At 65.5% G+C, this 21,568-nt stretch carries 17 protein-coding genes; 9 read left to right on the top strand and 8 right to left on the bottom strand.

The genetic code is table 11. The features are described 5' to 3' along the window. Nucleotides 1-36 precede the first annotated feature (36 nt). Nucleotides 37-435 (bottom strand): MAPEG family protein, encoded by a 399-nt coding sequence (locus KMZ29_RS23270; RefSeq protein WP_215603567.1) that lies wholly within the window; start codon nt 433-435, stop codon nt 37-39. Nucleotides 436-522: 87 nt separating this feature from the next. Between KMZ29_RS23270 and hemH the strand changes: the two genes are divergently transcribed. The 3 genes from hemH to KMZ29_RS23255 all read left to right on the top strand — a co-directional run bounded on the left by hemH (nt 523) and on the right by KMZ29_RS23255 (nt 3,368). Then, nucleotides 523-1,560 carry a ferrochelatase gene (hemH, locus tag KMZ29_RS23265; protein WP_215621388.1) on the top strand — a complete coding sequence of 346 codons (1,038 nt, stop codon included), beginning with the start codon at nt 523-525 and terminating at the stop codon, nt 1,558-1,560. Between the two features lie 216 nt (nt 1,561-1,776). Then, complete coding sequence (locus KMZ29_RS23260; protein WP_215621387.1) at nt 1,777-2,775, top strand: SPFH domain-containing protein; 999 nt, start codon at nt 1,777-1,779, stop codon at nt 2,773-2,775. Nucleotides 2,776-2,921: 146 nt separating this feature from the next. Continuing rightward, on the top strand, nt 2,922-3,368 hold the full coding sequence (locus KMZ29_RS23255) for an NfeD family protein (RefSeq protein ID WP_215621386.1): 447 nt from the start codon (nt 2,922-2,924) through the stop codon (nt 3,366-3,368). Between the two features lie 2 nt (nt 3,369-3,370). Here KMZ29_RS23255 and KMZ29_RS23250 read toward each other — a convergent pair whose 3' ends face one another. Next, nucleotides 3,371-3,715, bottom strand: coding sequence for a winged helix-turn-helix transcriptional regulator (locus KMZ29_RS23250; protein ID WP_249779770.1), 345 nt, complete (start codon nt 3,713-3,715; stop codon nt 3,371-3,373). A 73-nt stretch (nt 3,716-3,788) separates the two neighbouring features. Between KMZ29_RS23250 and KMZ29_RS23245 the strand changes: the two genes are divergently transcribed. Then, complete coding sequence (locus KMZ29_RS23245) at nt 3,789-4,331, top strand: carboxymuconolactone decarboxylase family protein (protein WP_215621385.1); 543 nt, start codon at nt 3,789-3,791, stop codon at nt 4,329-4,331. 569 nt (nt 4,332-4,900) lie between these two features. Here the strand turns inward: KMZ29_RS23245 and KMZ29_RS23240 are convergent. Together KMZ29_RS23240 and KMZ29_RS23235 are read right to left on the bottom strand one after the other, a co-directional pair. Beyond that, entirely contained in the window at nt 4,901-6,070 is a 1,170-nt protein-coding gene (locus KMZ29_RS23240) for an IS110 family RNA-guided transposase (RefSeq protein WP_215620307.1), read from the bottom strand. Between the two features lie 144 nt (nt 6,071-6,214). After that, complete coding sequence (locus KMZ29_RS23235; RefSeq protein WP_215621384.1) at nt 6,215-7,234, bottom strand: KpsF/GutQ family sugar-phosphate isomerase; 1,020 nt, start codon at nt 7,232-7,234, stop codon at nt 6,215-6,217. Nucleotides 7,235-7,436: 202 nt separating this feature from the next. On the opposite strand from KMZ29_RS23235, the gene KMZ29_RS23230 reads away from it, so the two are divergent. Both KMZ29_RS23230 and htpX read left to right on the top strand, forming a co-directional pair. Beyond that, nucleotides 7,437-9,152, top strand: a complete 1,716-nt coding sequence (locus KMZ29_RS23230) for an outer membrane beta-barrel protein (RefSeq protein ID WP_215621383.1) — start codon at nt 7,437-7,439, stop codon at nt 9,150-9,152. Between the two features lie 160 nt (nt 9,153-9,312). Continuing rightward, a complete protein-coding gene (gene htpX, locus KMZ29_RS23225) occupies nt 9,313-10,248 on the top strand; it encodes a zinc metalloprotease HtpX (RefSeq protein WP_215621382.1) in 936 nt (311 codons plus the stop codon). 75 nt (nt 10,249-10,323) lie between these two features. On the opposite strand, the gene KMZ29_RS23220 is transcribed toward htpX, so the two are convergent. The 3 genes from KMZ29_RS23220 to gltB all read right to left on the bottom strand — a co-directional run bounded on the left by KMZ29_RS23220 (nt 10,324) and on the right by gltB (nt 17,348). Next, on the bottom strand, nt 10,324-10,674 hold the full coding sequence (locus tag KMZ29_RS23220) for a BA14K family protein (protein ID WP_215621381.1): 351 nt from the start codon (nt 10,672-10,674) through the stop codon (nt 10,324-10,326). Between the two features lie 278 nt (nt 10,675-10,952). Next, nucleotides 10,953-12,422 carry a glutamate synthase subunit beta gene (locus KMZ29_RS23215; RefSeq protein ID WP_215621380.1) on the bottom strand — a complete coding sequence of 490 codons (1,470 nt, stop codon included), beginning with the start codon at nt 12,420-12,422 and terminating at the stop codon, nt 10,953-10,955. 186 nt (nt 12,423-12,608) lie between these two features. Continuing rightward, nucleotides 12,609-17,348 carry a glutamate synthase large subunit gene (gltB, locus tag KMZ29_RS23210; RefSeq protein ID WP_215621379.1) on the bottom strand — a complete coding sequence of 1,580 codons (4,740 nt, stop codon included), beginning with the start codon at nt 17,346-17,348 and terminating at the stop codon, nt 12,609-12,611. Between the two features lie 458 nt (nt 17,349-17,806). On the opposite strand from gltB, the gene KMZ29_RS23205 reads away from it, so the two are divergent. Next, nucleotides 17,807-18,532, top strand: coding sequence for a flagellar biosynthesis protein FlhF (locus KMZ29_RS23205; protein WP_215621378.1), 726 nt, complete (start codon nt 17,807-17,809; stop codon nt 18,530-18,532). Nucleotides 18,533-18,739: 207 nt separating this feature from the next. On the opposite strand, the gene KMZ29_RS23200 is transcribed toward KMZ29_RS23205, so the two are convergent. After that, a complete protein-coding gene (locus KMZ29_RS23200; protein ID WP_215621377.1) occupies nt 18,740-19,213 on the bottom strand; it encodes an Hsp20 family protein in 474 nt (157 codons plus the stop codon). A 225-nt stretch (nt 19,214-19,438) separates the two neighbouring features. On the opposite strand from KMZ29_RS23200, the gene KMZ29_RS23195 reads away from it, so the two are divergent. Both KMZ29_RS23195 and KMZ29_RS23190 read left to right on the top strand, forming a co-directional pair. Beyond that, nucleotides 19,439-20,386: an alpha/beta hydrolase gene (locus KMZ29_RS23195; protein WP_215621376.1), complete on the top strand. Its 948-nt coding sequence runs from the start codon at nt 19,439-19,441 to the stop codon at nt 20,384-20,386. A 16-nt stretch (nt 20,387-20,402) separates the two neighbouring features. Further along, complete coding sequence (locus tag KMZ29_RS23190) at nt 20,403-21,509, top strand: helix-turn-helix transcriptional regulator (RefSeq protein WP_215621375.1); 1,107 nt, start codon at nt 20,403-20,405, stop codon at nt 21,507-21,509. Nucleotides 21,510-21,568 lie beyond the last annotated feature (59 nt).

The following is a 21,568-nucleotide window of genomic DNA, read 5'->3' as shown; positions in this document are numbered from 1 at the left end:
ACGTGGAGGGAGCTGGGTATGACAACCAAATCTGCCTTACCCCGGCAACCAGTGCCGGATCGCCGGCATGAAGAAGATCGCGCAATTGAGCGCGAAGCCGATGCTCCACAGGATCGAGCGCAGGGTCGGGCGGTTGCCGAGATAGGTGAAGACATAGGCGATCCGCACGATCAGGAACAGGATCGCCAGTTCGTCGATCAGGCGCTGCGGCCCGGCCCGGAATTCCGCCAGCAGCACGGCGATGGCGAAGAACGGAAACGCCTCGATGCCGTTCTGATGCGCGCCCAGCGCGCGCGCCGCGATCGGGTCGTTATAGAAGGCGGGGTCGCGCGGCCTGGCATTGTCGAAGCGCCGGAACCCGATCCACTTGATCGGTGCGATCGTCAGCAGATAGAGCATCAGCGTTCCGAAAACGCACCATTCGGCGACCGTCATGGTTCCCCCCGACGCGGCAATAAGCGACAGTATCGAAACCGCCATTATCTTGACAAGGATAGTTCGACGCGCGAAGCCAACACCATTATGACAGCGGTTGCATCAATCGAGAGCGCCAAGGCTGCCGCCGAGACCCGACCGCAACGTGTCGGCGTGCTGCTGGTCAATCTCGGCACCCCCGACACCGCGGATGCGCGGGGCGTGCGGGTCTATCTCAAGGAATTTCTCAGCGATGTCAGGGTGATCGAGGACCAGGGGCTGCTCTGGAAACTGATCCTGAACGGCATCATCCTGCGCGTGCGCCCGGCCCGCAAGGCGCGCGACTACCTGAAGATCTGGAACACCGAGAACAACGAATCCCCGCTGAAGACCGTCACCCGCGCCCAGTCCGACAAGCTGGCAGCGGCGATCGCGGACCACGACCACGTCGTGGTCGACTGGGCGATGCGCTACGGCAACCCGTCGATTGCATCGCGGATCGAAGCGCTGACGGCGCAAGGCTGCGACCGGCTCCTGATGGTGCCGCTCTATCCGCAATACTCGGCCGCGACGACGGCCACCGTATGCGACGAGGTGTTTCGCGTGCTCGCCTCGATGCGCGCGCAGCCGACCTTGCGGATCACGCCGCCCTATTACGACGATCCCGATTATATCGAGGCGCTGGCGGTCTCGATATCGGCTCATCTGGCGAGCTTGCCGTTCCAGCCTGAACTGATCGTGGCCTCGTTCCACGGCATGCCGCAGAAATACGTCGACAAGGGCGATCCCTATCAGGTCCAATGCATCGCAACGACCGACGCTCTGCGCAAGCGCATGGGCCTCGACGCCGGAAAGCTGATGCTCACCTTCCAGTCGCGCTTCGGCTTCGACGAGTGGCTGCAGCCCTACACCGACAAGACCATGGAGAAGCTGGCGAAGGAGGGCGTGCGCCGGATTGCCGTGGTGACCCCCGGCTTCTCCGCCGACTGCCTGGAGACGCTGGAGGAAATCGCCCAGGAAAACGCCGAGATATTCAAGCACAATGGCGGCGAGCAGTTCACCTTCATCCCCTGCCTGAACGACAGCGATCCCGGCATGGACGTGATCCGCCAGCTGGTGCTGCGGGAGCTGCAAGGCTGGATATAAAGGCTGGATCCAACGGCCGGATTTGACGGTTAAGTGATCTCGCCTGCTTCGTTAACGAAACGAAGCACTTGGCCGGCGTTCAGGCCGGGACCGTCTGGCGGCCGCGAAACTCCCCCTTAGCTTTATTCGATAAGGCTATACTGAACCGGCGCGGCCGGCATTCAGACCAACAAGAATACGTCCGCGGACGTTGGTTTTTGCGGCTTTGGAGGATTTATGACCGGCTTCGACATTTTTGCCATTGCGTTCGTGCTGCTCGTCATCGTCACGCTGTTCGCCGGCGTCAAGACTGTGCCGCAGGGCTTCGACTGGACCATCGAGCGGTTCGGTAAATTCACCCGAACGCTGTCGCCCGGCTTGAACATCATCGTTCCCTATTTCGACCGCGTCGGCCGCAAGATGAACATGATGGAGCAGGTGATCAGCATTCCCGAGCAGGAGGTGATCACCAAGGACAACGCCACCGTGACGGTGGACGGCGTCGCCTTCTTCCAGGTGTTCGACGCCGCCAAGGCGAGCTACGAGGTGTCCGATCTCAATCAGGCCATCATCGTGCTGACCATGACCAATATCCGCTCGGTGATGGGCGCGATGGATCTCGACCAGGTGCTGTCGCACCGCGACGAGATCAACGAGCGCCTGCTGCGGGTGGTCGACGCCGCGGTGTCGCCGTGGGGCATCAAGGTCAACCGCATCGAAATCAAGGACATCGTGCCGCCGGCCGACCTCGTCGAGGCGATGGGACGCCAGATGAAGGCCGAGCGCGTCAAGCGCGCCGACATTCTGCAGGCGGAAGGCCAGCGCCAGTCGGAAATCCTGCGCGCGGAAGGCGCCAAGCAAGGCCAGATCCTGCAGGCCGAAGGCCGCAAGGAGGCCGCGTTCCGCGACGCCGAGGCGCGCGAGCGCTCGGCCGAAGCCGAGGCCAAGGCGACGCAGATGGTCTCCGAAGCCATCGCCAAGGGCGACGTCGCCGCGCTGAACTACTTCATCGCCGACAAATACATCAAGGCGTTCGGACAGCTCGCGGATTCGCCGAACCAGAAGATCGTCATGCTGCCGATCGAGGCGATGAGCATCCTGGGCTCGCTCGCCGGCATCGGCGAGATCGCGAAGGCGACCTTCGGCGAAAGCTCGGCTTCCGCGCAGGCTGCGGCACGGCGTGGATCGGTGCCGAACACCGGGCCGACCCCGCCGCCCTTCACGCCGCGGCCCTAGAGGTTGGCGTGGTGCGCGCGCTGGCGCGAGCGAGTTCCCTCTCCCGCTTGCGGGGGAGGGTGCCGAGCAAAGCGCAAGCGGGAGAGGGGGCCCACTGCCGTTGTGTCGTATAGATCGCTTGAGCAGATAGTTGAAAGGGTCAGATGATGACCGAGATGTTTACCTCCCTTGGCACCTGGAACTGGCTGATCTTCGGCTTCGTGCTGATGGCGCTGGAATTGCTTGCACCCGGTGTCTTCATGTTCTGGCTCGGGCTGGCGGCGCTGCTGGTCGGGCTGCTGTCGTTCGCGATCGACCTGTCCTGGCAGACGCAGCTCCTGATGTTCGCGGTGTTTGCGGTGGCGGCGGTGCCGCTGTGGCGGCGGGTGGCGTTGAGCCACAAATCGGCCAGCCAGAGCAACCCGTTTCTCAACAAGCGCACCGATGCGCTGGTCGGCCGGGTGTTCACGCTGGAAAAACCGATCATCGACGGCGCCGGCACGGTGAGGATCGATGACACCATCTGGCGCGTCGCCGGTCCCGATGCGCCCGCCGGCAGCCGGGTCAGGGTCGTGCAGGCCGACGGCGCGAGTCTGACGGTGGCCGCGGTATGAAATTAGCCAGCCGCGCGCTTGCTCCATCGCTCGGCGAAGCGGTACAGCGGCAGGAAATTCTCCGCCAGATCCCTGCCCAGGGCGGTGAGGTGGTAGCCGTCGCCGGCGATCAGTTCGACCAGGCCCGCCTCGCGCAGTTCGGTCAGCCGGGTCTGCAGGATGGTCGGCGAGGCGTCGTCGCAGGCCGTGCGTAGCGCGCGCGAGGTCAGCGACCGGTCGTCGCGAAGCTCCCAGATGATCCGCAGGCTCCAGCGCCGGCCCAACAGGTCGAGCAGGGCCATGATCGGGCGGCCGGACGCCGAGCCGCGGGCGGCGCGTTTCTTCATGGCTGAACCCGGTTTCGGCATCGCAGGCTCCTCTTGCGGATTGCTACAGATAATGTAGCGTAACGCTACGTTTATTGTAGCACAGGAGCCGACGATGTCACGCATTGCGCCGCTGCAGCCGCCTTACCCGCCCGAGATCCAGGGCCATTTCGACCGCATCATGCGCGGCGCGCCGCCGCTGGTGCTGTTCCGCACCATCGCCACCAGCGCGCGCGCCTGGGAGAAATTCCGCGCCGGCAGCCTGCTGGACCGCGGCCCGCTCACTTTAAGGGAGCGTGAAATCGCGATCATGCGGACCTGCGCCCGCACGGCCTGCGAATACGAATGGGGCGTGCATGTCGCGGCCTTTGCCGCCGCCGCGCACCTGACCGACGAGCAGGTCCGCGCCACCGTGCTGGAGAAGGCCGATGCACCCTGCTGGTCCGCCGCCGAGCAGGCGCTGATCGCAGCCGTCGACGCGCTGCATGACCGCGTCACGCTCAGCGACGGGGAATTTGCGGCGCTGTCGGCGCATTACGACGAGGCGAAGATTCTGGAAGTGCTGCTGCTGTGCGGCTTCTATCGCACGGTGTCGTATCTGGCCAACGGGCTGGCCTTGCCGCGGGAGGAAACGGCGGCGCGGTTTCCGAAGGCTTAGCCGTCATTGCGAGCGAAGCGAAGCAATCCATAAGGCCGCAAAGCAAGTGTGGATTGCTCACATGGGGAATGTGTGTGTCAAGGATGAGCAGTCACCTTTTTGTTCGACTGCGGCCACCTTTCCGTCCCGACCGTGGGCTGTGCAGGATGACGCGCGCAGATCAAGTCAAGGCCGGCCCGTTAGGGCCGCCGCGCAGCGGCTTGGCCTTGAGTTGAGCGAGCACGTCATCATGCTTGGTGCGTCGGGCACGACAGGAGCTCCTGGTGTTGGCGGTTCCGTCAGGGCATCTGCAATCCTCGCAGTTACGATCCAGGGTTCGAGCCGGTTCGGCGATCTGGGTTGCTTGCCAGATCAAACTCACATTCGGTCGTCGCTTGATGCGACTGCACCAGGATTCCGCTTGCGGCGGGCAGGCTCGAGAGGACGAGGCCATTCTTCGTTGCGGCATTTGAAGCCATGCAATCCATCGGTTCGTCCACCCGGATCTTCCGAGGCTGATCGGGCCTCGGCAGATGGGTTATGGTTGTTTCGTTGCGTCCGGGCGGCTTGCTGTTGGGCTCGGTCCCGGATCAGGCGGCGGGCTTCATCACGGCCTCCTCGAGGATGACGCCCTGGGTGACATACTTCCACAACGCCACGAGAAGCTTGCGCGCCAGCGCCACGATCGCGCGCTTGCGGCCTTGCGGGCTTCGCTCCTTGAACCAGCGCGTCAGGGCCGACTGCGGCTGGTGACGTACCCACAGCCAGGCGAGCTGGATCATCGTGGTCCGCAGCCTGGGATTGCCGGCCTTCGACACGCCTTGCTCGTGTCGGATGCGTCCGCTTTGCCAGGGCGTTGCCGCAAGGCCCGCATAGGCGGCGACCTGGCGGCGGTTGGCGAACTGCCGATAGAACGCCTCCGACCAGAGCACGGCGGCGAAGTTGGCGCCCACTCCCTTCAAGGCGAGCAGCATCGTGACCGGGTCCGGCGCGGCCTTCTCGCTTGCAGGCATTCTCGCCGCCGCCAGCAGGGCTTCCTGCGCGGCCTCGACCGACTTGATCTGGTCCAGAAGCAGCTCGATCCGATCGAGCTCGCGGCCGATCTGAGCCTTCAGATGCGACGGCAGCTCCCGTCCATCTCCGGTGCGCAACGCTTCAAGCCGCGCCCGCCGGTCGCGCCGCAGCGGTCCGTAGTCGGATATCCCCTGCGCGAACAGAAGCCCCTTGATCCGGTTCACATGCGTGACGCGCTCCTCGATCAATGTCCGCCGTTCGCGGCAGAGCCTCCGGCGATCCTCCTCCTCGGGCGAGGGCGCAACCACCATCGCGCAGACCCGCGGCTCGCCGCGCTTGTAGGCCAGAAGCGCCCGCAGCAGCGTCTCGCCGTCGAGCCTGTCCGTCTTGGCCCGCCTGCGCCGCCGCGGCGTCGCGATCGAAGCGGGATCGACCACGTGGCTCTCGATCCCCTCCTGTTGCAGAACGCGGTGGAGCCAGAACCCATCCAGCCCGGCCTCCTGGATCGTGATGATCGGATAGCTTTGGCCGGTCCGGACCTCCGCCTTGCGCTTGAGCTCCGCAAACAGCGCCAAAAGCTCGGCCACATGGCCAGCTGCGACGCTGCGCTTGGACATCTTTTCGCCTTTGCCCGGCGACAGCGACGTCACCAGCCAATTCGAACGGCTCAGTTCCAACGACACAAAAATTGCGCCAATATGCGTGCGGATAGCGGTCGGTTCGTCGGAAGGATGATCGAGCAACATCGTCGTCTCCAGGTTGAGTGGTTTCAGCAACCTCAGTCTGGCTCCAGACCCGGCCGCTATCCACTCCCCATGGAATCTTCGTCGCTGTCGCTCCTCGCAAAGACGGTGGAGAGGTCCGGCGCTCGCCGGGACGACGTGAGAAAGCTACGCCACGCCCGCGCGCAGCACGTCGTGGACGTGGACGATGCCGACCGGCTTCTTGCCCTCGGCGACGATCAGCACGGTCACCGCCGGCTTCGACGAATTGATCGTCTCCAGCATTTCGGTCGCGAGCATGCCGGGCGGAATGGTGCGTGGGTTCCTCGTCATGACCTCGTCGACCGATGCGGTCATCAGATCGGGCCGCATGTGACGGCGCAGATCGCCGTCGGTGATGATGCCGGCGATCTCGCCGCCGGAGTCCACGATGCAGACGCAGCCAAAACCCTTGGTCGACATCTCCACCAGCGCGTCCGACATTTTGGCGCCGAGCGGTTTGACGGGGATGGCGTCGCCGGTATGCATGATGTCGCGGACGAATTTCAGCATCGCGCCCAATTTGCCGCCGGGATGGAAATTGGCGAATTCGAGCGCCGTGAAGCCGCGGCCTTCGAGCAGCGCGATGGCGAGCGCATCGCCGATTGCGGCCTGCATCAGCGACGAGGTGGTCGGCGCCAGGTTGTGCGGACAGGCCTCGCGCGCCTTCGGCAATTCCAGCACGATGCGCGCGGCCTCGCCGAGCGAGGAGGTGGCATTCGAGGTCACCGCGATCATCGGAATCGCAAAGCGGCTGGAGTAATTGACGAGGTTCTTCATTTCCGGCTGCTCGCCGGACCACGACAGCGCGATGATGACATCGTCCGGCGTGATCATGCCGAGATCGCCGTGGCTTGCTTCCGCGGCATGGACGAAGAAGGCGGGGGTGCCGGTGGAGGCCAGCGTCGCCGCGATCTTGCGCGCCACATGGCCTGATTTGCCGAGGCCGGTGACGATGACGCGGCCCTTGGCCTGCCGGATCAGCTCGACAGTGGCGGCGAAGGCCGGCCCGAGCGGACCCTGCAACGCGGCCGACATCGCGGCGATGCCGCTGGCCTCGGTCTCGAGCGTGCGCAGGCCCGAGGCGAGGGCGGCGCTCGCCTGATCGGTCCCGGATGATTTTGCCATCAGCGGTTTCGAATTGGCCATGCGTGGCTCCGAAGGAGGCGGGTCTTGGCCGCGGGCCCCTCCTTAGCACGGCCGATTTCGCGATGCGACGCGCCGGGCGGCCTCTCAACGGCTCATTAACCATAATTGTTTTAACTCCATTAACGACGTTTTCCGCCTGCGTGCTCGCGCATCTGGAACCCGGTCGGCAAGTAGATGATTTTGTTGGAGTATTTTCATCGTGATGTCGGGTCCAGCAAGGGGCCGCCGCAGGCGCGTTTTCATTTGGCGCGCGTTGTTGCCATGCCTTGCGCTGGTCGCGTTCGATGAGACCTCGAGCCGCGCCCAGACGCTCACGCCGGACCTGTTTCGCGCCACCCGCGACGGCTTCGTGTCGCCGCAGGATTCGCCGCTGCGCCGGACCGCCGAGTCCGGCGACCGGACCGGCGATGTGGCCAACGACGCGCGGCTGCGCGACAAGGACCGGCCGGCGCCGTCGCGGATCGGCGCTATCCCCACTTACGGCCTTCCCGCCGCCAGCGGCGCGTCCGCATCCGGCTACGACTCGCTCAACCGCACCCGCAAGAAGGCGAAATTCTATCCGGGCCAGGCCAAACCAAAGCCGCCGCCGGGTCCCGGCAGTAAGCCGCCGGGGATGCGGGATCCGAACGCACGGGTGCGGCTGTCGGTCCCGCCGTCGGAAACCGCCAACAAGACGCCGATCCCGCCGGCGATGGCCGGCACCGTGCCGGGGCAGCCGCCGCGCAAGCGGCTCAAGATCGACGACGATCCGTTCGGCGCGGTCGGCGATTACGCCGGCAGCTTCCTGATCAAGTCCGCGCTCGAACTGCGCGGCGGCTACGACACCAATCCGCGCCGCACCGTCGTGCCAGCCGGCTCGCCGTTCTATGTGATTGCGCCGGAATTGGTCGTGTTCTCCGACTGGGAGCGCCATGCGCTGGTCGCCGATCTGCGCGGCTCGTTCACCGGCTACGGCAACACCTTTCCGCCGCCGACCGACGGCACCGTCTCGTCGGCGCCGGTCATCATCGATCGGCCGGACTTCACCGGCCACATCGACGGCCGTCTCGACGTCAGCCGCGACACCCGCCTCACTGCGCAGACGCGGCTGCGCGTCGCCACCGACAATCCCGGCAGCCCGAACATCCAGGCCGGCCTCGAGCGATATCCGGTCTATTCGACGCTCGGCGGCACCCTCGGCGTCGACCAGAATTTCAACCGCCTGCAGCTTTCCGCCGGCGCAACGGTCGACCGCACCGTCTATCAGAACTCGGAATTGACCGACGGCACTTCGACCAGCAACGCCGACCGCAACTACAATCAGTTCGGCGGTCTCGGGCGTGTCAGCTACGATCTGATACCGGGCCTGAAACCGTTCGGCGAGATCGACGGCAACGTCCGCTCGCATGACCTGCTGTTCGATCGCAACGGCTATCAGCGCAATTCCAGCGGCGGCTCCGTGCGCGCTGGCACCACTTTCGAATTCTCGCGGATCCTGACCGGCGAACTCGCGATCGGCTGGGCGGCGCGCAGCTATGAGGACCCGCGGCTGCTGCCGCTGCAGGGGCTGCTGACGTCGGCCTCGCTGGTGTGGGTCGCGACGCCGCTGACGACAGCGAGATTTTTTGCCACCACGTCGATCGACGAGACCACGGTGCCCGGCGTTTCCGGCGTTCTGACCAACACCTACACCGTGGAAGTCGATCACGATTTCCGCCGCTGGCTGACGGGAATCGGGAAATTCACCTGGGGCACGCAGGACTACCAGGGCGACGCGCGCTTCGACCGCTTCTATTCGATCTCCGGCGATTTGATCTACAAGCTGAACCGCAACGTCTGGCTCAAGGGCACCCTGCGCCGCGACTGGCTCGACTCCAACATCCCCGGCAACAGCACCAATTCGACCGTGGTGATGCTGGGGGTGCGGCTGCAGCATTAGGACTCTGATCTTATCCCTCCCCCTTGTGGGTCGAGACGAGCACCGGCGCGGCCCAATCCGCGACGCGGCGACGCACCGGGTGGTCTTGAACCGGCCCGGGCGCAATCCCTACCTGATCGGTATGTGCCGCGGCGCTGCCGGCGGCATCAGGGAGACAACGATGAACTACCTCAAAACGGCGATCCTGCTGGCCGGGCTCACGGCCCTGTTCATGGGCGTCGGCTATCTGATCGGCGGTGGCAGCGGCGCGATCATCGCGCTTCTGATCGCGGCCGCGACCAACCTGTTCGCCTACTGGAACTCGGACCGCATGGTGCTGTCGATGTACGGCGCCCATGAGGTCGATGCGCGCGCCGCGCCCGACCTCGTCGGCCTGGTGGCCACGCTCGCCGCACGGGCCGGGCTGCCGATGCCGCGCGTGTTCCTGATGGACAATCCGCAGCCCAATGCGTTCGCCACCGGCCGCAATCCGGAGAACGCCGCGGTGGCGGTGACCACGGGGCTGGTGCAGTCGCTCAGCCGCGAGGAACTCTCGGGCGTGATCGCCCATGAGCTCGCGCATGTGAAGAACCACGACACGCTGCTGATGACCATTACCGCGACCATTGCCGGCGCGATCTCGATGCTGGCGCAGTTCGGGATGTTCTTCGGCGGCCACCGCGACAACAACAACGGTCCCGGCATCATCGGTTCGATCGCGATGATGATCCTGGCGCCGCTCGGCGCCATGCTGGTGCAAATGGCGATCAGCCGCACCCGCGAATACGCCGCCGACGATCTCGGCGCTCGCATCGCCGGCCAGCCGATGTGGCTGGCGTCCGCGCTGGTCAAGATCGCAGGCGCCGCGCATGAGATCCCGAACGAGGAAGCCGAGCGCAATCCGGCAACGGCGCATCTATTCATCATCAACCCGCTGTCGGGTCGCGGCATGGACAGCCTGTTCTCGACTCATCCCTCGACCGAAAACCGGATCGCCGAGCTGCAGCGGCTCGCCGCCGAAATGGGTGCAGGGACGGCGCCGCCGCTGCGCCCACGACGCGGTCCCTGGAGCGTCCCGCGCGGTAGTGGCGCTGCCCCGCGCAGGCCGTGGGGATGAAAATTCACCGCCGTCAAAGAACAAAAACCCCGGCGCAAGGCCGGGGTTCTGAAATCGCGCGCAGGCAATCTTCCGTTACGGACAGGGATGGCGGAAGCCATCGCGCCCGACATAGGTCATGCTCTCGGGATCATACGACCGGAATCGCTGCATGCAGTAGCTGATCGCATCTCGCCGCTGGGCCTCGCCCGCTATGATCGCCCCGCCGATGACGGCAGCGCCGATCCCGAGAGCGACTCCGGCGCCGACATCGCCGCCACCCCAGCCTCGACCGCGACCGCGGCCACGGCCACGCTGCGCGTAGGCCGAGGAAACGCCCATGGCGCCGGTGGTGGCAACCACGCCGACCGCGTACAACGACAACAGGACCCCTGTCGCCAGCACGCGGGTGACAAGCTTGCGTGCGCCCGATTTCTGAACTGCCATATCGTTGCCTTTCCCATTAATTCCAATCACGATGCCGCCCCACCGGACCGCCGGCGTTGATCTGGATCAAGCAATATCGCGCGAGCAATCCGGCTTTGTGGGGCTCATGCCCATCCGACCGGTCTCGGTCGGCGTCCTCAGAGCGAGCTCCGCTCGTCTCCTCAGAGCGAGCTCCGCTCGTCTCGACAGAGCGAGCTCCGCTCGTCTCGACAGAGCGAGCTCCGCTCGTCTCGACAGAGCTGCTCTCGTTTCGAGGTTCGCAAGGGCTGCCTAAGCAATCACCTCGGCAGGTTCGTCGTCCCCATCAGGAACTGGTCGATCGCCCGGGCGCAGAGCCGGCCCTCGCGGATCGCCCACACCACCAGCGACTGGCCGCGGCGCATGTCTCCGGCGGAGAACACCTTCGGCAGCGAGGTCTGGTAGTCGGCTGTGTTGGCGCGCACATTGCCGCGCGGGTCGAGGTCGACGCCGAGCGTCTTGAGCAGGCCCTCATGCACCGGATGCACGAAGCCCATCGCCAGCAGCACCAGCTGGGCGTCGAGTTCGAATTCGCTTCCGGCGATCGGCTTGAACTTGTCGTCGACATGCACGCAATGCAGCTTTGCCACCTTGCCGTTTTCGCCGGAGAACTTCTGCGTCAGCACGGCGAAGTCGCGCTTGGCGCCTTCGGCCTGGCTCGACGAGGTCCGCATCTTCATCGGCCAGTTCGGCCAGGTCAGGCCCTTGTTCTCGTGCGCGGGCGGCGCCGGCATGATCTCGATCTGGGTCACCGACTTCGCGCCTTGCCGGAACGAGGTGCCGATGCAGTCGGAGCCGGTGTCGCCGCCGCCGATCACGACGACGTTCTTGCCGCCGGCGAGGATTTCGGCGACGCCGCCGAGCGGCTCCGAGGAGACGCGGCGGTTCTGCTGCGGCAGGAAATCCATCGCGAAGTGGATGCCGGCGAGATCGCGGCCGGGGATCGGCAGATCGCGCGCGGCTTCGGCGCCGCCGGTCAGCGCCATCGCGTCATATTGCGCGAGCAATTCTTGCGGATCGATCGCGACGTTTCCGTTTCCCTGGGCGCTGCCGCCGACCGGCGAGTTGTAGTGGAAGGTGACGCCCTCGGCCTCCATCTGCGCCACGCGGCGGTCAATGACGTGCTTCTCCATCTTGAAGTCGGGAATGCCGTAGCGCAGAAGGCCGCCGGCCTTGGCGAACTTCTCATAGACATGCACGTCATGGCCGGCGCGCGCGAGTTGCTGCGCGCAGGCGAGCCCGGCCGGGCCGGAGCCGATGATGGCGATCTTCTTGCCGGTCTTGTTCGCCGCGATTTCCGGCGGCAGCCAGCCATTTTCCCAGGCGCGGTCGACGATCGCGCATTCGATGGTCTTGATGGTGACGGGATTGTCGTCGATGTTGAGCGTGCAGGAGGCCTCGCAAGGCGCGGGGCAGATGCGGCCGGTGAACTCCGGAAAATTATTGGTCGAGTGCAGGTTGCGCGAGGCTTCTTCCCAGTTGCCCTGATAGACCAGGTCGTTGAAGTCGGGGATCTGGTTGTTGACCGGGCAACCGGGCGTGCCTGGCGCCACCGAGCCGGTGCCGTGGCAATAGGGAATGCCGCAATTCATGCAGCGCGCGGCCTGGTCGCGGGTTTCCTTCTCGCTCAGGGGAATGACGAATTCGTTATAATGCTTCACGCGCTCGGCGACCGGTGTGTACTTGCGCTCGTGCCGGTCGATCTCGAGAAAACCTGTAATCTTGCCCATTGACGTCCCTGAACTTCGCTTCGTCATTTTCCGTCGTCATCCTTCGAGGCTCGCCTTCGGCTCGCGCCTCCAGCGATAACGGCGAAGCCGATACGCGGGGATGACGTCCTCTTTTCCTGTCGTCGTCCCGCCGTCCTTCGAGGCCCTCGCTGCGCGCGGGCACCTCAGGACGACGGCGTCGTCGTATTATGCTCCGATCGCGATTTTCGGCTCGGCGTCGGCGTCGGCCTTCAGTTCCCTGAGCGCGCGGCGGTATTCCACCGGCATCACCTTGCGGAACTTCGGCAGCCACGTCTTCCAGTTGGCGAGAATATCGGCGGCGCGCTTCGAGCCGGTCAGCTTGGCGTGGCGGGTGATCAGGACGTGCAGCCGCTCGACGTCGGACTCCAGCAGGTTCTGGAACACGTCGACGCGGCCATGCGCCTCGAGGTCGCCGGACTGGTGATAGGCGTTCTCGTTGACCATCTCTTCCGACAGCACCGGTTCGAGTTCGACCATCGCCATGTTGCAGAGTTTGGCGAAGTCGCCGGCCTCGTCCAGCACGTAGGCGACGCCGCCCGACATGCCGGCCGCGAAGTTGCGGCCGGTCTTGCCGAGCACCACTACGATGCCGCCGGTCATGTATTCGCAGCAATGATCGCCGGCGCCTTCCACTACCGCGACCGCGCCGGAGTTGCGCACGGCGAAGCGTTCGCCAGCGATGCCGCGGAAATAGCATTCGCCCTCGATCGCGCCGTACATCACGGTGTTGCCGACGATGATCGAATCTTCCGGCACGATGCCGGAATTGCGCGGCGGCTTGACGATGATGCGGCCGCCGGACAGGCCCTTGCCGACATAGTCGTTGCCTTCGCCTTCGAGTTCGAAGGTGACGCCGCGCGTCAGCCAGGCGCCGAACGCCTGGCCCGCGGTGCCCTTGAAGTTCACTTGAATCGTGTCGTGCGGCAGGCCGGCATGGCCGTAGATCCTGGCCACGGCGCCCGACAGCATCGCGCCGGCGCTGCGGTCGGTGTTGTTGATCTCGGCCTCGATCTTGACCGGCGCGCCGCGGTCGAGCGCGGGTTTCGCCTTCTCGATCAGGGTGCGATCGAGCACGGCTTCCAGGTGATGGTTCTGCGCCTGGGCGTGATAGATCTTCTGGCCCTTTTCTTCCTTCTGCCGCACGAACAGCTTCGAGAAGTCGAGCCCCTTGGCCTTCCAGTGCGCCACCAAGGTGGACTGGTCGAGCATCTGGGTCTGGCCCACCATCTCGTTGAAGGTGCGGTAGCCGAGCTGCGCCATGATTTCGCGGACTTCCTCGGCGACGAAGAAGAAGTAGTTGATGACGTGCTCGGGCTGGCCGGTGAAGCGCTTGCGCAGTACCGGGTCCTGGGTGGCGACGCCGACCGGGCAGGTGTTGAGATGGCACTTGCGCATCATGATGCAGCCGGCCGCGATCAGGGGCGCGGTGGCGAAGCCGAATTCGTCGGCCCCGAGCAGCGCGCCGATCACGACGTCACGCCCGGTGCGGAAGCCGCCGTCGACCTGCACCACGATGCGGCTGCGCAGCCGCTCGCGCACCAGCGTCTGGTGGGTTTCGGCCAACCCGATTTCCCAGGGGCTGCCGGCATGCTTGATCGAGGTCAGGGGGGAGGCGCCGGTGCCGCCCTCGAAGCCCGCGATGGTGACGTGGTCGGCGCGCGCCTTGGCAACGCCCGCCGCGACCGTGCCGACGCCGATTTCGGAGACCAGCTTGACCGACACCTGGCCGTCCGGATTGACGTTCTTCAGGTCGTAGATCAGCTGCGCCAGATCCTCGATCGAATAGATGTCGTGATGCGGCGGCGGCGAAATCAGGCCGACGCCGGGCGTCGAATGCCGCACCTTGGCGATGGTGGCGTCGACCTTGTGGCCGGGCAACTGTCCGCCTTCGCCGGGCTTGGCGCCCTGCGCCATCTTGATCTGCATCATGTCGGAATTGACGAGATATTCCGTCGTGACGCCGAAACGGCCCGAGGCGACCTGCTTGATCGCCGAGCGCATGGAATCGCCGTTAGGCAGCGGCTTGAAGCGGTCGCTCTCCTCGCCGCCTTCGCCGGTGTTGGACTTGCCGCCGATCCGGTTCATCGCGATCGCCAGCGTCGTGTGCGCCTCGCGCGAGATCGAGCCGAAGCTCATCGCGCCGGTGGCAAAGCGCTTGACGATGTCCTTGGCCGACTCGACCTGGTCGAGCGGCACGGGCTTGCGCTTCTCGTCCTCGGCGGACTTGATCTTGAACAGGCCGCGCAAGGTCAGCAGCCGCTCGGACTGTTCGTTGAGGATCTTGGCGAACGCCCTGTAGCGCTCCAGCGAATTGCCGCGCACGGCATGCTGTAGCGTGGAGACGGATTCCGCGGTCCATGCATGATCCTCGCCGCGGGTGCGGTAGGCATATTCGCCGCCGACGTCGAGCGCGGTCTTGTATTGCAGCGCGTCGCCGAACGCGTCCGTGTGGCGGCGCGCGGTTTCCTCGGCGATTTCAGCCAGCCCCACGCCTTCGATGCGGGTATGGGTGCCAACGAAATACTTCGCGACGAAATCCGCCTTCAGTCCGACCGCGTCGAAGATCTGCGCGCCGCAATAGGACTGGTAGGTCGAGATGCCCATCTTTGACATCACCTTGAGCAGGCCCTTGCCGATCGACTTGATGTAGCGCTTGACGATCTCGTAATCGTCGAGCGACCCCGGCAGCCGGTCCTTCATCGCGATGATGGTCTCGAAGGCGAGATAGGGGTTGATCGCTTCGGCGCCGTAACCGGCCAGGCAGGCGAAGTGATGCACCTCGCGCGGCTCGCCGGATTCGACGACGATGCCGACCGAGGTGCGCAGCCCGACGCGGATCAAGTGATGATGCACGGCGGCGCAGGCGAGCAGCGATGGGATTGGAATCCGGTCGGTGCCGGCCATGCGGTCGCTGAGAATGATGATGTTGACGCCCTCGCGGACGGCGGCTTCCGCGCGCGCGCAGAGTTCGTCGAGCACCTGCTCGAGGCCGGCCGCGCCGAACCCGGCGTGGAAGGTGGTGTCGAGCGTGCGCGACACGAAGTGGGTGTCGGCGACCTCGGAGATCGAGCGGATCTTTTCCAGATCGGCGTCGGTCAGGATCGGCTGGCGCACTTCGAGCCGCTTGGTGCCGGCCATGCCCTGCAGGTCGAACAGGTTCGGCCGCGGCCCGATGATCGAGACCAGGCTCATCACCAGCTCCTCGCGGATCGGATCGATCGGCGGGTTGGTGACCTGCGCGAAATTCTGCTTGAAGTAGGTGAAAAGCTGCTTCGGCTTGTCCGACAGCGCCGAGATCGGCGTGTCGTTGCCCATCGAGCCGTTGGCTTCCTCGCCGGTCGAGGCCATCGGCGTCATCAGGATGGAGACATCTTCCTGCGAATAGCCGAACGCCTGCTGCCGGTCCAACAGCGGCAGGTTCGAACGCATGCCCTTGGTCGGGGCATCCGGCAGTTCCTCGAGCACGATCTGGGTGCGGTCGAGCCACGCGCGATAGGGATGGCTCTTGGCCAGTTGCGCCTTGATCTCGTCGTCGGGAATCAGGCGGCCCTGTTCGAGGTCGACCAGCAGCATCTTGCCGGGCTGCAGCCGCCACTTGGTGGTGATGTGCTCTTCCGGAATCTTCAGCACGCCCATTTCGGACGCCATGATGATGCGGTCGTCGCTGGTGACGAGATAGCGCGCGGGACGAAGCCCGTTGCGGTCCAGCGTGGCGCCGATCTGGCGGCCGTCGGTGAACGCGATCGCGGCGGGGCCGTCCCACGGCTCCATCAGGGCGGCGTGATATTCGTAGAACGCGCGGCGCTCCTCATCCATCAGGGGATTGCCGGCCCAGGCTTCCGGAATCATCATCATCACGGCGTGCGGCAGCGAGTAGCCGCCCTGCACCAGGAATTCGAGACCGTTGTCGAAGCAGGCGGTGTCGCTCTGTCCCTCATAGGAGATCGGCCACAGCCGGCTGATGTCCTTGCCGAACAGCTCCGAATGCACCGAGGCCTGGCGCGCCGCCATCCAGTTGACGTTGCCGCGCAGCGTGTTGATCTCGCCGTTATGGGCGATCATGCGGTAGGGATGCGCCAGCGACCAGGTCGGGAAGGTGTTGGTCGAGAACCGCTGATGCACCAGCGCCAGCGCGCTCTCGAAGTCCGGCTCGGAGAGGTCGGGATAATACTTGCCGAGCTGGTCGGCGAGGAACATGCCCTTGTAGACCACGGTGCGGCACGACAGCGACACCGGGTAATAACCGGCGAGGCCGCGGTCGCGGCGCTGGTAGATTGCCTGCGAAATCGACTTGCGCAGGATGTAGAGCTTGCGCTCGAATTCGTCGTCGGTCTTCGCCGTGCCGTTGCGGCCGATGAACACCTGCATGTGCGCGGGCTCGGTCGGCTTGACGGTTTGGCCGAGCGAGGAATTGTCTGATGGTACGTCGCGCCAGCCGAGCAGCACCAGCCCCTCGTCCTTGATCTGGTCGGCGATGATGCTCTTGATGACTTTGCGCCACGCCGTTTCCTTCGGCATGAACAGCGCGCCGACGGCGTAGTCGCCCGGCTTCGGCAGCGCAAAGCCGATCTCGGCCGCCTTGCGCGCGAAGAAGGCGTGCGGGATCTGCACCAGGATGCCGGCGCCGTCGCCGGCGCGCGGATCGGCGCCGACCGCGCCGCGGTGTTCGAGGTTGCACAGGATGTTCAGCGCGTCGGAGACGATCTGATGCGACTTCTTGCCCTTGATGTTGGCGATGAAGCCGACGCCGCAGGAATCCTTTTCCAGCGCGGGATCGTAGAGACCCTCGGCGGGCGGGCGCCAGTCATGCTCGCGCTCGTGCGCAGGCTCGGCCGGTTTCGAGGCCGGGTCCGCCGACAGCGCATGCGTCACGATGTTTTCGCGCTCGAACTCCGACCCGCTCATCTCAGTCCTCTCAAAAAGGCTTTCGCAATAAGGCTTGGGGCCTCAATCGTCGTCGGCGCACCTTGGGCGTTGCGGCACCCACCGGGCCACCGCTCGTCCTCCGCGAGCCGCAATTTCGTAAATTCAGGCTTGGGCGTCCGGCGTCCCCGACGAACGGCCTTGCCTTTTACTTCCTGGCGCCTGAGCACCAACCTTCGCTGCAATCCTGTGCCGGGATCCGCACCGCAATTGAGACAGCTATGCTGTCCTAACTCAGACCATGCCAAATTTTTTTCTATCACACAAGCGCGTGAAAGTCCCCCGCTGCATGGCAGATCCGTGCCTTCGGGGGATAGCCACGCCCCGGATTTGAAGCAAACGCGCCGCGATCCGGCCCAAGGACCGCCGGAATCCGCAATGAAATTCCGGCCGGGACAAGGAGCGAAAAACGCTCTGGGGCGCACAGGAGCGATGATCCGATGAAGTTGTTCACGGGATGGGTGGTGTCGGCCGGGCTGGTGGTGGCGGCGACCGCCGCGCAGGCGCAAGTGCTGGCGCCTTACGGCATCGGGAACTCGCCTTATCGGGCGGTGTCCGACGTCGCCGGCCCCTATGCGGCGATGCCGCCGGAAGCCCGGGTGCCGCCGGGCTACGGCCCGCGGTTGCTGCCGCCGGAGGAGGTCTACACGGTGCTGCGCGAGAGCGGGTTTTCGCCGCTCGGCATCCCGCGGCAGCGCGGCTTCGTCTACACGATTTCGGTGATCGATCGCGGCGGCGACGACGGCCGGCTGGTGATCGACGCCCGCACCGGGCGGATCCTCCGCTTCCTGCCGGCGAACCGGATGGGCGACAATTTCGATGAGGCCCTGACGGACAGCTACGGCCCGCCCGGTCCGCCGCCGGCTGTCGGCGTCAGGGGCGTGCCGCGGCCGCCGCGCGCCATTCCCAAGGTCGCAAGCCGTACGAGCGCGGTACCGATTCCGAAGGCTTCGCCGCATGGCGGCGAGGCCAAGCCCGCCGGCGAAGCCAAGCCGCAGGCTGTGCAGCCCGCGACCCCGCCGGCGCAGCAATCGGCTGCGGCACAGACCAGGCCGGCCGGGCCGCCAACCACCACCGGTCAGGCCGCAGCCCCCGCGGTCGAGGCCAAGCCCGCGCCGCAGATCCTGCCGACCCAGGACATGCCGCAGGCGCAGGGGCTGGAGTAAGGCGCGCCGTCATTCCGGGGCGCGCAAAAGCGCGAACCTCAGATGTGCAATTGCACATCGGGGAATCTCGAGATTCCCCGGTGCGCAATTGCGCACCTGAGGTCTGGTCCTCCGGATCATCCCGGAATGACGAGCGACCCACAAAAAAACGCCCCGGTTTCCCGGGGCGTTCTGGTCTCGGCCAATATCTGCCGAAAACCGATTCTCTTAAGCGGCGGCTTTCTCGGCCGAACCGTCGATCACCTGCGGCGCTACCGAGCTGGTGGCGATCGGAATGGTGCGCGGCTTCTTGGCTTCGGGAATCTCGCGCACGAGATCGACGTGGAGCAGGCCGTTCTCGAGCGAAGCGTTCTTCACCTGCACGAAATCGGCAAGCTGGAAGGCGCGCTCGAAGGCGCGCGCGGCGATGCCGCGGTACAGCACGTCGGCCTTGTTGCCGTTCTCGGTGACGGATTTTTCGCCCTTGATCGTCAGGGTGTTTTCCTTGGCGACGATCGAAAGCTCGTTCTGCGAGAAGCCGGAGACGGCAACCGTGATGCGATAGGCGTTCTCGCCGGTGCGCTCGATGTTGTAGGGCGGATAACCGGGGCTGCCGTCGGTCGCTGCCCGGTCGAGCAGGTTGAAGAAGCGGTCGAAGCCGACGGTGGAACGATAAAACGGGGTGAGATCGTAGGTACGCATGGGGTAGTCCTCCATTGAGCGACTGTTTCAGTTAACCCGCCCGCCATCGGGCCGGGCTTTCGTCCAACGTGCAGCCTCAGGCCCGGTTTCCCGAAACGCTGGTAGCGGCCTGCACGAAGGTGATATGGGAGAGGCCCCGCAGCGTTCAAGAGGGTGGGAACGGCGCCGGTTTTGCTGCCCGCACCCCTGATTTCCAGCGCTTTTCACCTATCCGGTCGGCCCCCCATGACGCTCGTCTCGATCCCCGCCAATCCCGTTCCGGAAGACGTCGTCTCCGGCACCATCAAAACGCCGGACGGCGCGGAATTGCGCTTCGCGCGCTGGGCGCCGCCGGCGGGCCGCAAGGGCACGGTCTGCGTCTTCACCGGCCGCAGCGAGATGATCGAGAAATATTTCGAGACCGTGCGCGATCTGCGCGAGCGCGGCTTTGCGGTGGCGATGATCGACTGGCGCGGGCAGGGCCATTCGTCGCGGCGCTTGCGCGATCCACGCAAGGGCTATGTGCGCGATTTCGCCGATTTCGAGGTCGACGTCGAAACCTTCGTGCAGCAGGTGGTGCTGCCGGATTGCCCGCCGCCCTATTTCGCGCTGGCGCATTCGATGGGCGGCGCCGTCATGCTGCGGGTGGCGCATGCCGGAAAGCGCTGGTTCGACCGCATGGTGCTGTCGGCGCCGATGATCGACCTGCCCGGCCATGCCACCTCGTTTCCGGCACGCGCGCTCCTGAAGTTCCTCCGGCTCACCGGGCAGGGCGGCCGCTACATTCCCGGCGGCAGCGACGCGCTGAGCGGCACCGAATCCTTCGTCAACAATCGCCTCACCAGCGATCCCGTGCGCTATGCGCGCAACGCCGCGATCCTGGAGGAGGATCAGACGCTCGGACTGGCCGCGCCGACGGTGGCCTGGGCCGATACCGCGATAAGGACCATGGGCGGCTTCCGCGCCGCCGACTATCCGCTACAGATCCGACAGCCGATCCTGATGCTCGCAGCCTCCAACGACACCGTCGTCTCGACGGCTGCGATCGAGGAGTTCGCCTATCACCTGCGCGCCGGCTCGCATCTTGTGATCGCCGGCTCCAAGCACGAGATCCTGCAGGAGCAGGACCGCTACCGCGCGCAGTTCTGGGCCGCGTTCGACGCCTTCGTGCCGGGCACGCCGCTGTTCAAGTAATGAAGGCATCGTTGCCATGAAACCCGATCTGATCGACCGGATCTACGAATGCTCGGTTTTGCCGGACCTCTGGCCCGGCGTGCTGGATGAACTGGCTGCGCTTTCGGATTCGCGCGGCGGCCTGTTGTTTTCGGCCCGCGACCGGGTTTTGAACTGGACCGCGTCGGCCAATCTCAGCGAGATCTTTCGCACTTATGTCGAGGACGGCTGGTTTCCGCGCTGTACCCGCCGGGTTTGCCTGTTCGGCCAGTCGCAGCCCGGCTTCTTCGTCGAGCATGATTTCTGGACCGCCGATCAGCTCGACAGCAATCCGATTTATCGCGACTTCTTCCGTCCGCGCGGGCTGGGCTGGTCGGCCGGCACCGGCCTGCAGATGCCGACCGGGGATCGCGTCGTCTTCAGCATCGAGCGGGAGTATAGCCGCGGTCCGATCGAAAAGGAGCGGGTCAATGCCTTGAACGAGCTTCGCCCGCATCTGGCGCGCAGCGCGCTGGTGACGGCCCGGCTGGGGCTGCAGCGCGCCACCGGCGCCAAGGAGGCGCTGACCGCGATGGGGCTGCCGGCGCTGCTGCTCAACGAGAGCGGCACGGTGATCGAGGCCAATCACCTGATCGAGGGGCTCGGCGACCATGTGCAATGGCGCGCCCGCAACCGCATCGCGCTGGCCGACGGCCGCGCCAGCGAGCTGCTATGGGCCGGCCTTGCCGCGCTCGACAGCGATCCGGACCAGGTCGTGCGCTCGTTTCCGTTGCGCGATGCCGACGACCGCGCGGCGCTGGTCGTGCACATGATTCCGATCCGGCGCTCCGCCCACGACATCTTCGCCGGCAGTTACGTCCTGCTGGTGCTGACCCCGGTGACGATGCCGCTGGCGCCGCGCATCGAACTGATGCGGTCGCTGTTCGACCTGACGCCGTCCGAAGCGCGGGTGGCCCGGGGCCTCGCCCTAGGCGAGACGCTGGAGGAGATTGCGTCCGCCGGCGGCGTCGCCATCTCGACCGTCCGCTCGCAATTGCGCGTGGTGCTGCAGAAGACCGGCTGCGCCCGCCAGGCCGAGCTGGTAGCGCTTTTGGCGAACGTGACGCTGGATCGCAGCGCGCCGGAGAGCCCGACGACGTCGTAAGTTTCCCGGCTTTCGATCCGATCTCACGGCGGCTTCATCAATTTGGAGGATGACGCCGG

The organism is Bradyrhizobium sediminis (genome assembly GCF_018736085.1).
Lineage (GTDB): Bacteria > Pseudomonadota > Alphaproteobacteria > Rhizobiales > Xanthobacteraceae > Bradyrhizobium > Bradyrhizobium sediminis.
This window is presented reverse-complemented; position numbering and strand designations above follow the sequence as displayed.

Excerpts from the sequence above, each read along its gene's own strand:
- KMZ29_RS23235 (WP_215621384.1), bottom strand. The coding sequence starts at position 7,234 with ATGGCCAATTCGAAACCGCTGATGGCAAAATCATCCGGGACCGATCAG.
- htpX (WP_215621382.1), top strand. The coding sequence starts at position 9,313 with ATGAACTACCTCAAAACGGCGATCCTGCTGGCCGGGCTCACGGCCCTG.
- KMZ29_RS23255 (WP_215621386.1), top strand. The coding sequence starts at position 2,922 with ATGACCGAGATGTTTACCTCCCTTGGCACCTGGAACTGGCTGATCTTC.
- KMZ29_RS23250 (WP_249779770.1), bottom strand. The coding sequence starts at position 3,715 with ATGCCGAAACCGGGTTCAGCCATGAAGAAACGCGCCGCCCGCGGCTCG.
- KMZ29_RS23270 (WP_215603567.1), bottom strand. The coding sequence starts at position 435 with ATGACGGTCGCCGAATGGTGCGTTTTCGGAACGCTGATGCTCTATCTG.
- KMZ29_RS23220 (WP_215621381.1), bottom strand. The coding sequence starts at position 10,674 with ATGGCAGTTCAGAAATCGGGCGCACGCAAGCTTGTCACCCGCGTGCTG.
- KMZ29_RS23195 (WP_215621376.1), top strand. The coding sequence starts at position 19,439 with ATGACGCTCGTCTCGATCCCCGCCAATCCCGTTCCGGAAGACGTCGTC.
- KMZ29_RS23200 (WP_215621377.1), bottom strand. The coding sequence starts at position 19,213 with ATGCGTACCTACGATCTCACCCCGTTTTATCGTTCCACCGTCGGCTTC.
- KMZ29_RS23230 (WP_215621383.1), top strand. The coding sequence starts at position 7,437 with ATGTCGGGTCCAGCAAGGGGCCGCCGCAGGCGCGTTTTCATTTGGCGC.
- gltB (WP_215621379.1), bottom strand. The coding sequence starts at position 17,348 with ATGAGCGGGTCGGAGTTCGAGCGCGAAAACATCGTGACGCATGCGCTG.
- KMZ29_RS23215 (WP_215621380.1), bottom strand. The coding sequence starts at position 12,422 with ATGGGCAAGATTACAGGTTTTCTCGAGATCGACCGGCACGAGCGCAAG.
- hemH (WP_215621388.1), top strand. The coding sequence starts at position 523 with ATGACAGCGGTTGCATCAATCGAGAGCGCCAAGGCTGCCGCCGAGACC.
- KMZ29_RS23260 (WP_215621387.1), top strand. The coding sequence starts at position 1,777 with ATGACCGGCTTCGACATTTTTGCCATTGCGTTCGTGCTGCTCGTCATC.
- KMZ29_RS23245 (WP_215621385.1), top strand. The coding sequence starts at position 3,789 with ATGTCACGCATTGCGCCGCTGCAGCCGCCTTACCCGCCCGAGATCCAG.
- KMZ29_RS23240 (WP_215620307.1), bottom strand. The coding sequence starts at position 6,070 with ATGTTGCTCGATCATCCTTCCGACGAACCGACCGCTATCCGCACGCAT.
- KMZ29_RS23190 (WP_215621375.1), top strand. The coding sequence starts at position 20,403 with ATGAAACCCGATCTGATCGACCGGATCTACGAATGCTCGGTTTTGCCG.
- KMZ29_RS23205 (WP_215621378.1), top strand. The coding sequence starts at position 17,807 with ATGAAGTTGTTCACGGGATGGGTGGTGTCGGCCGGGCTGGTGGTGGCG.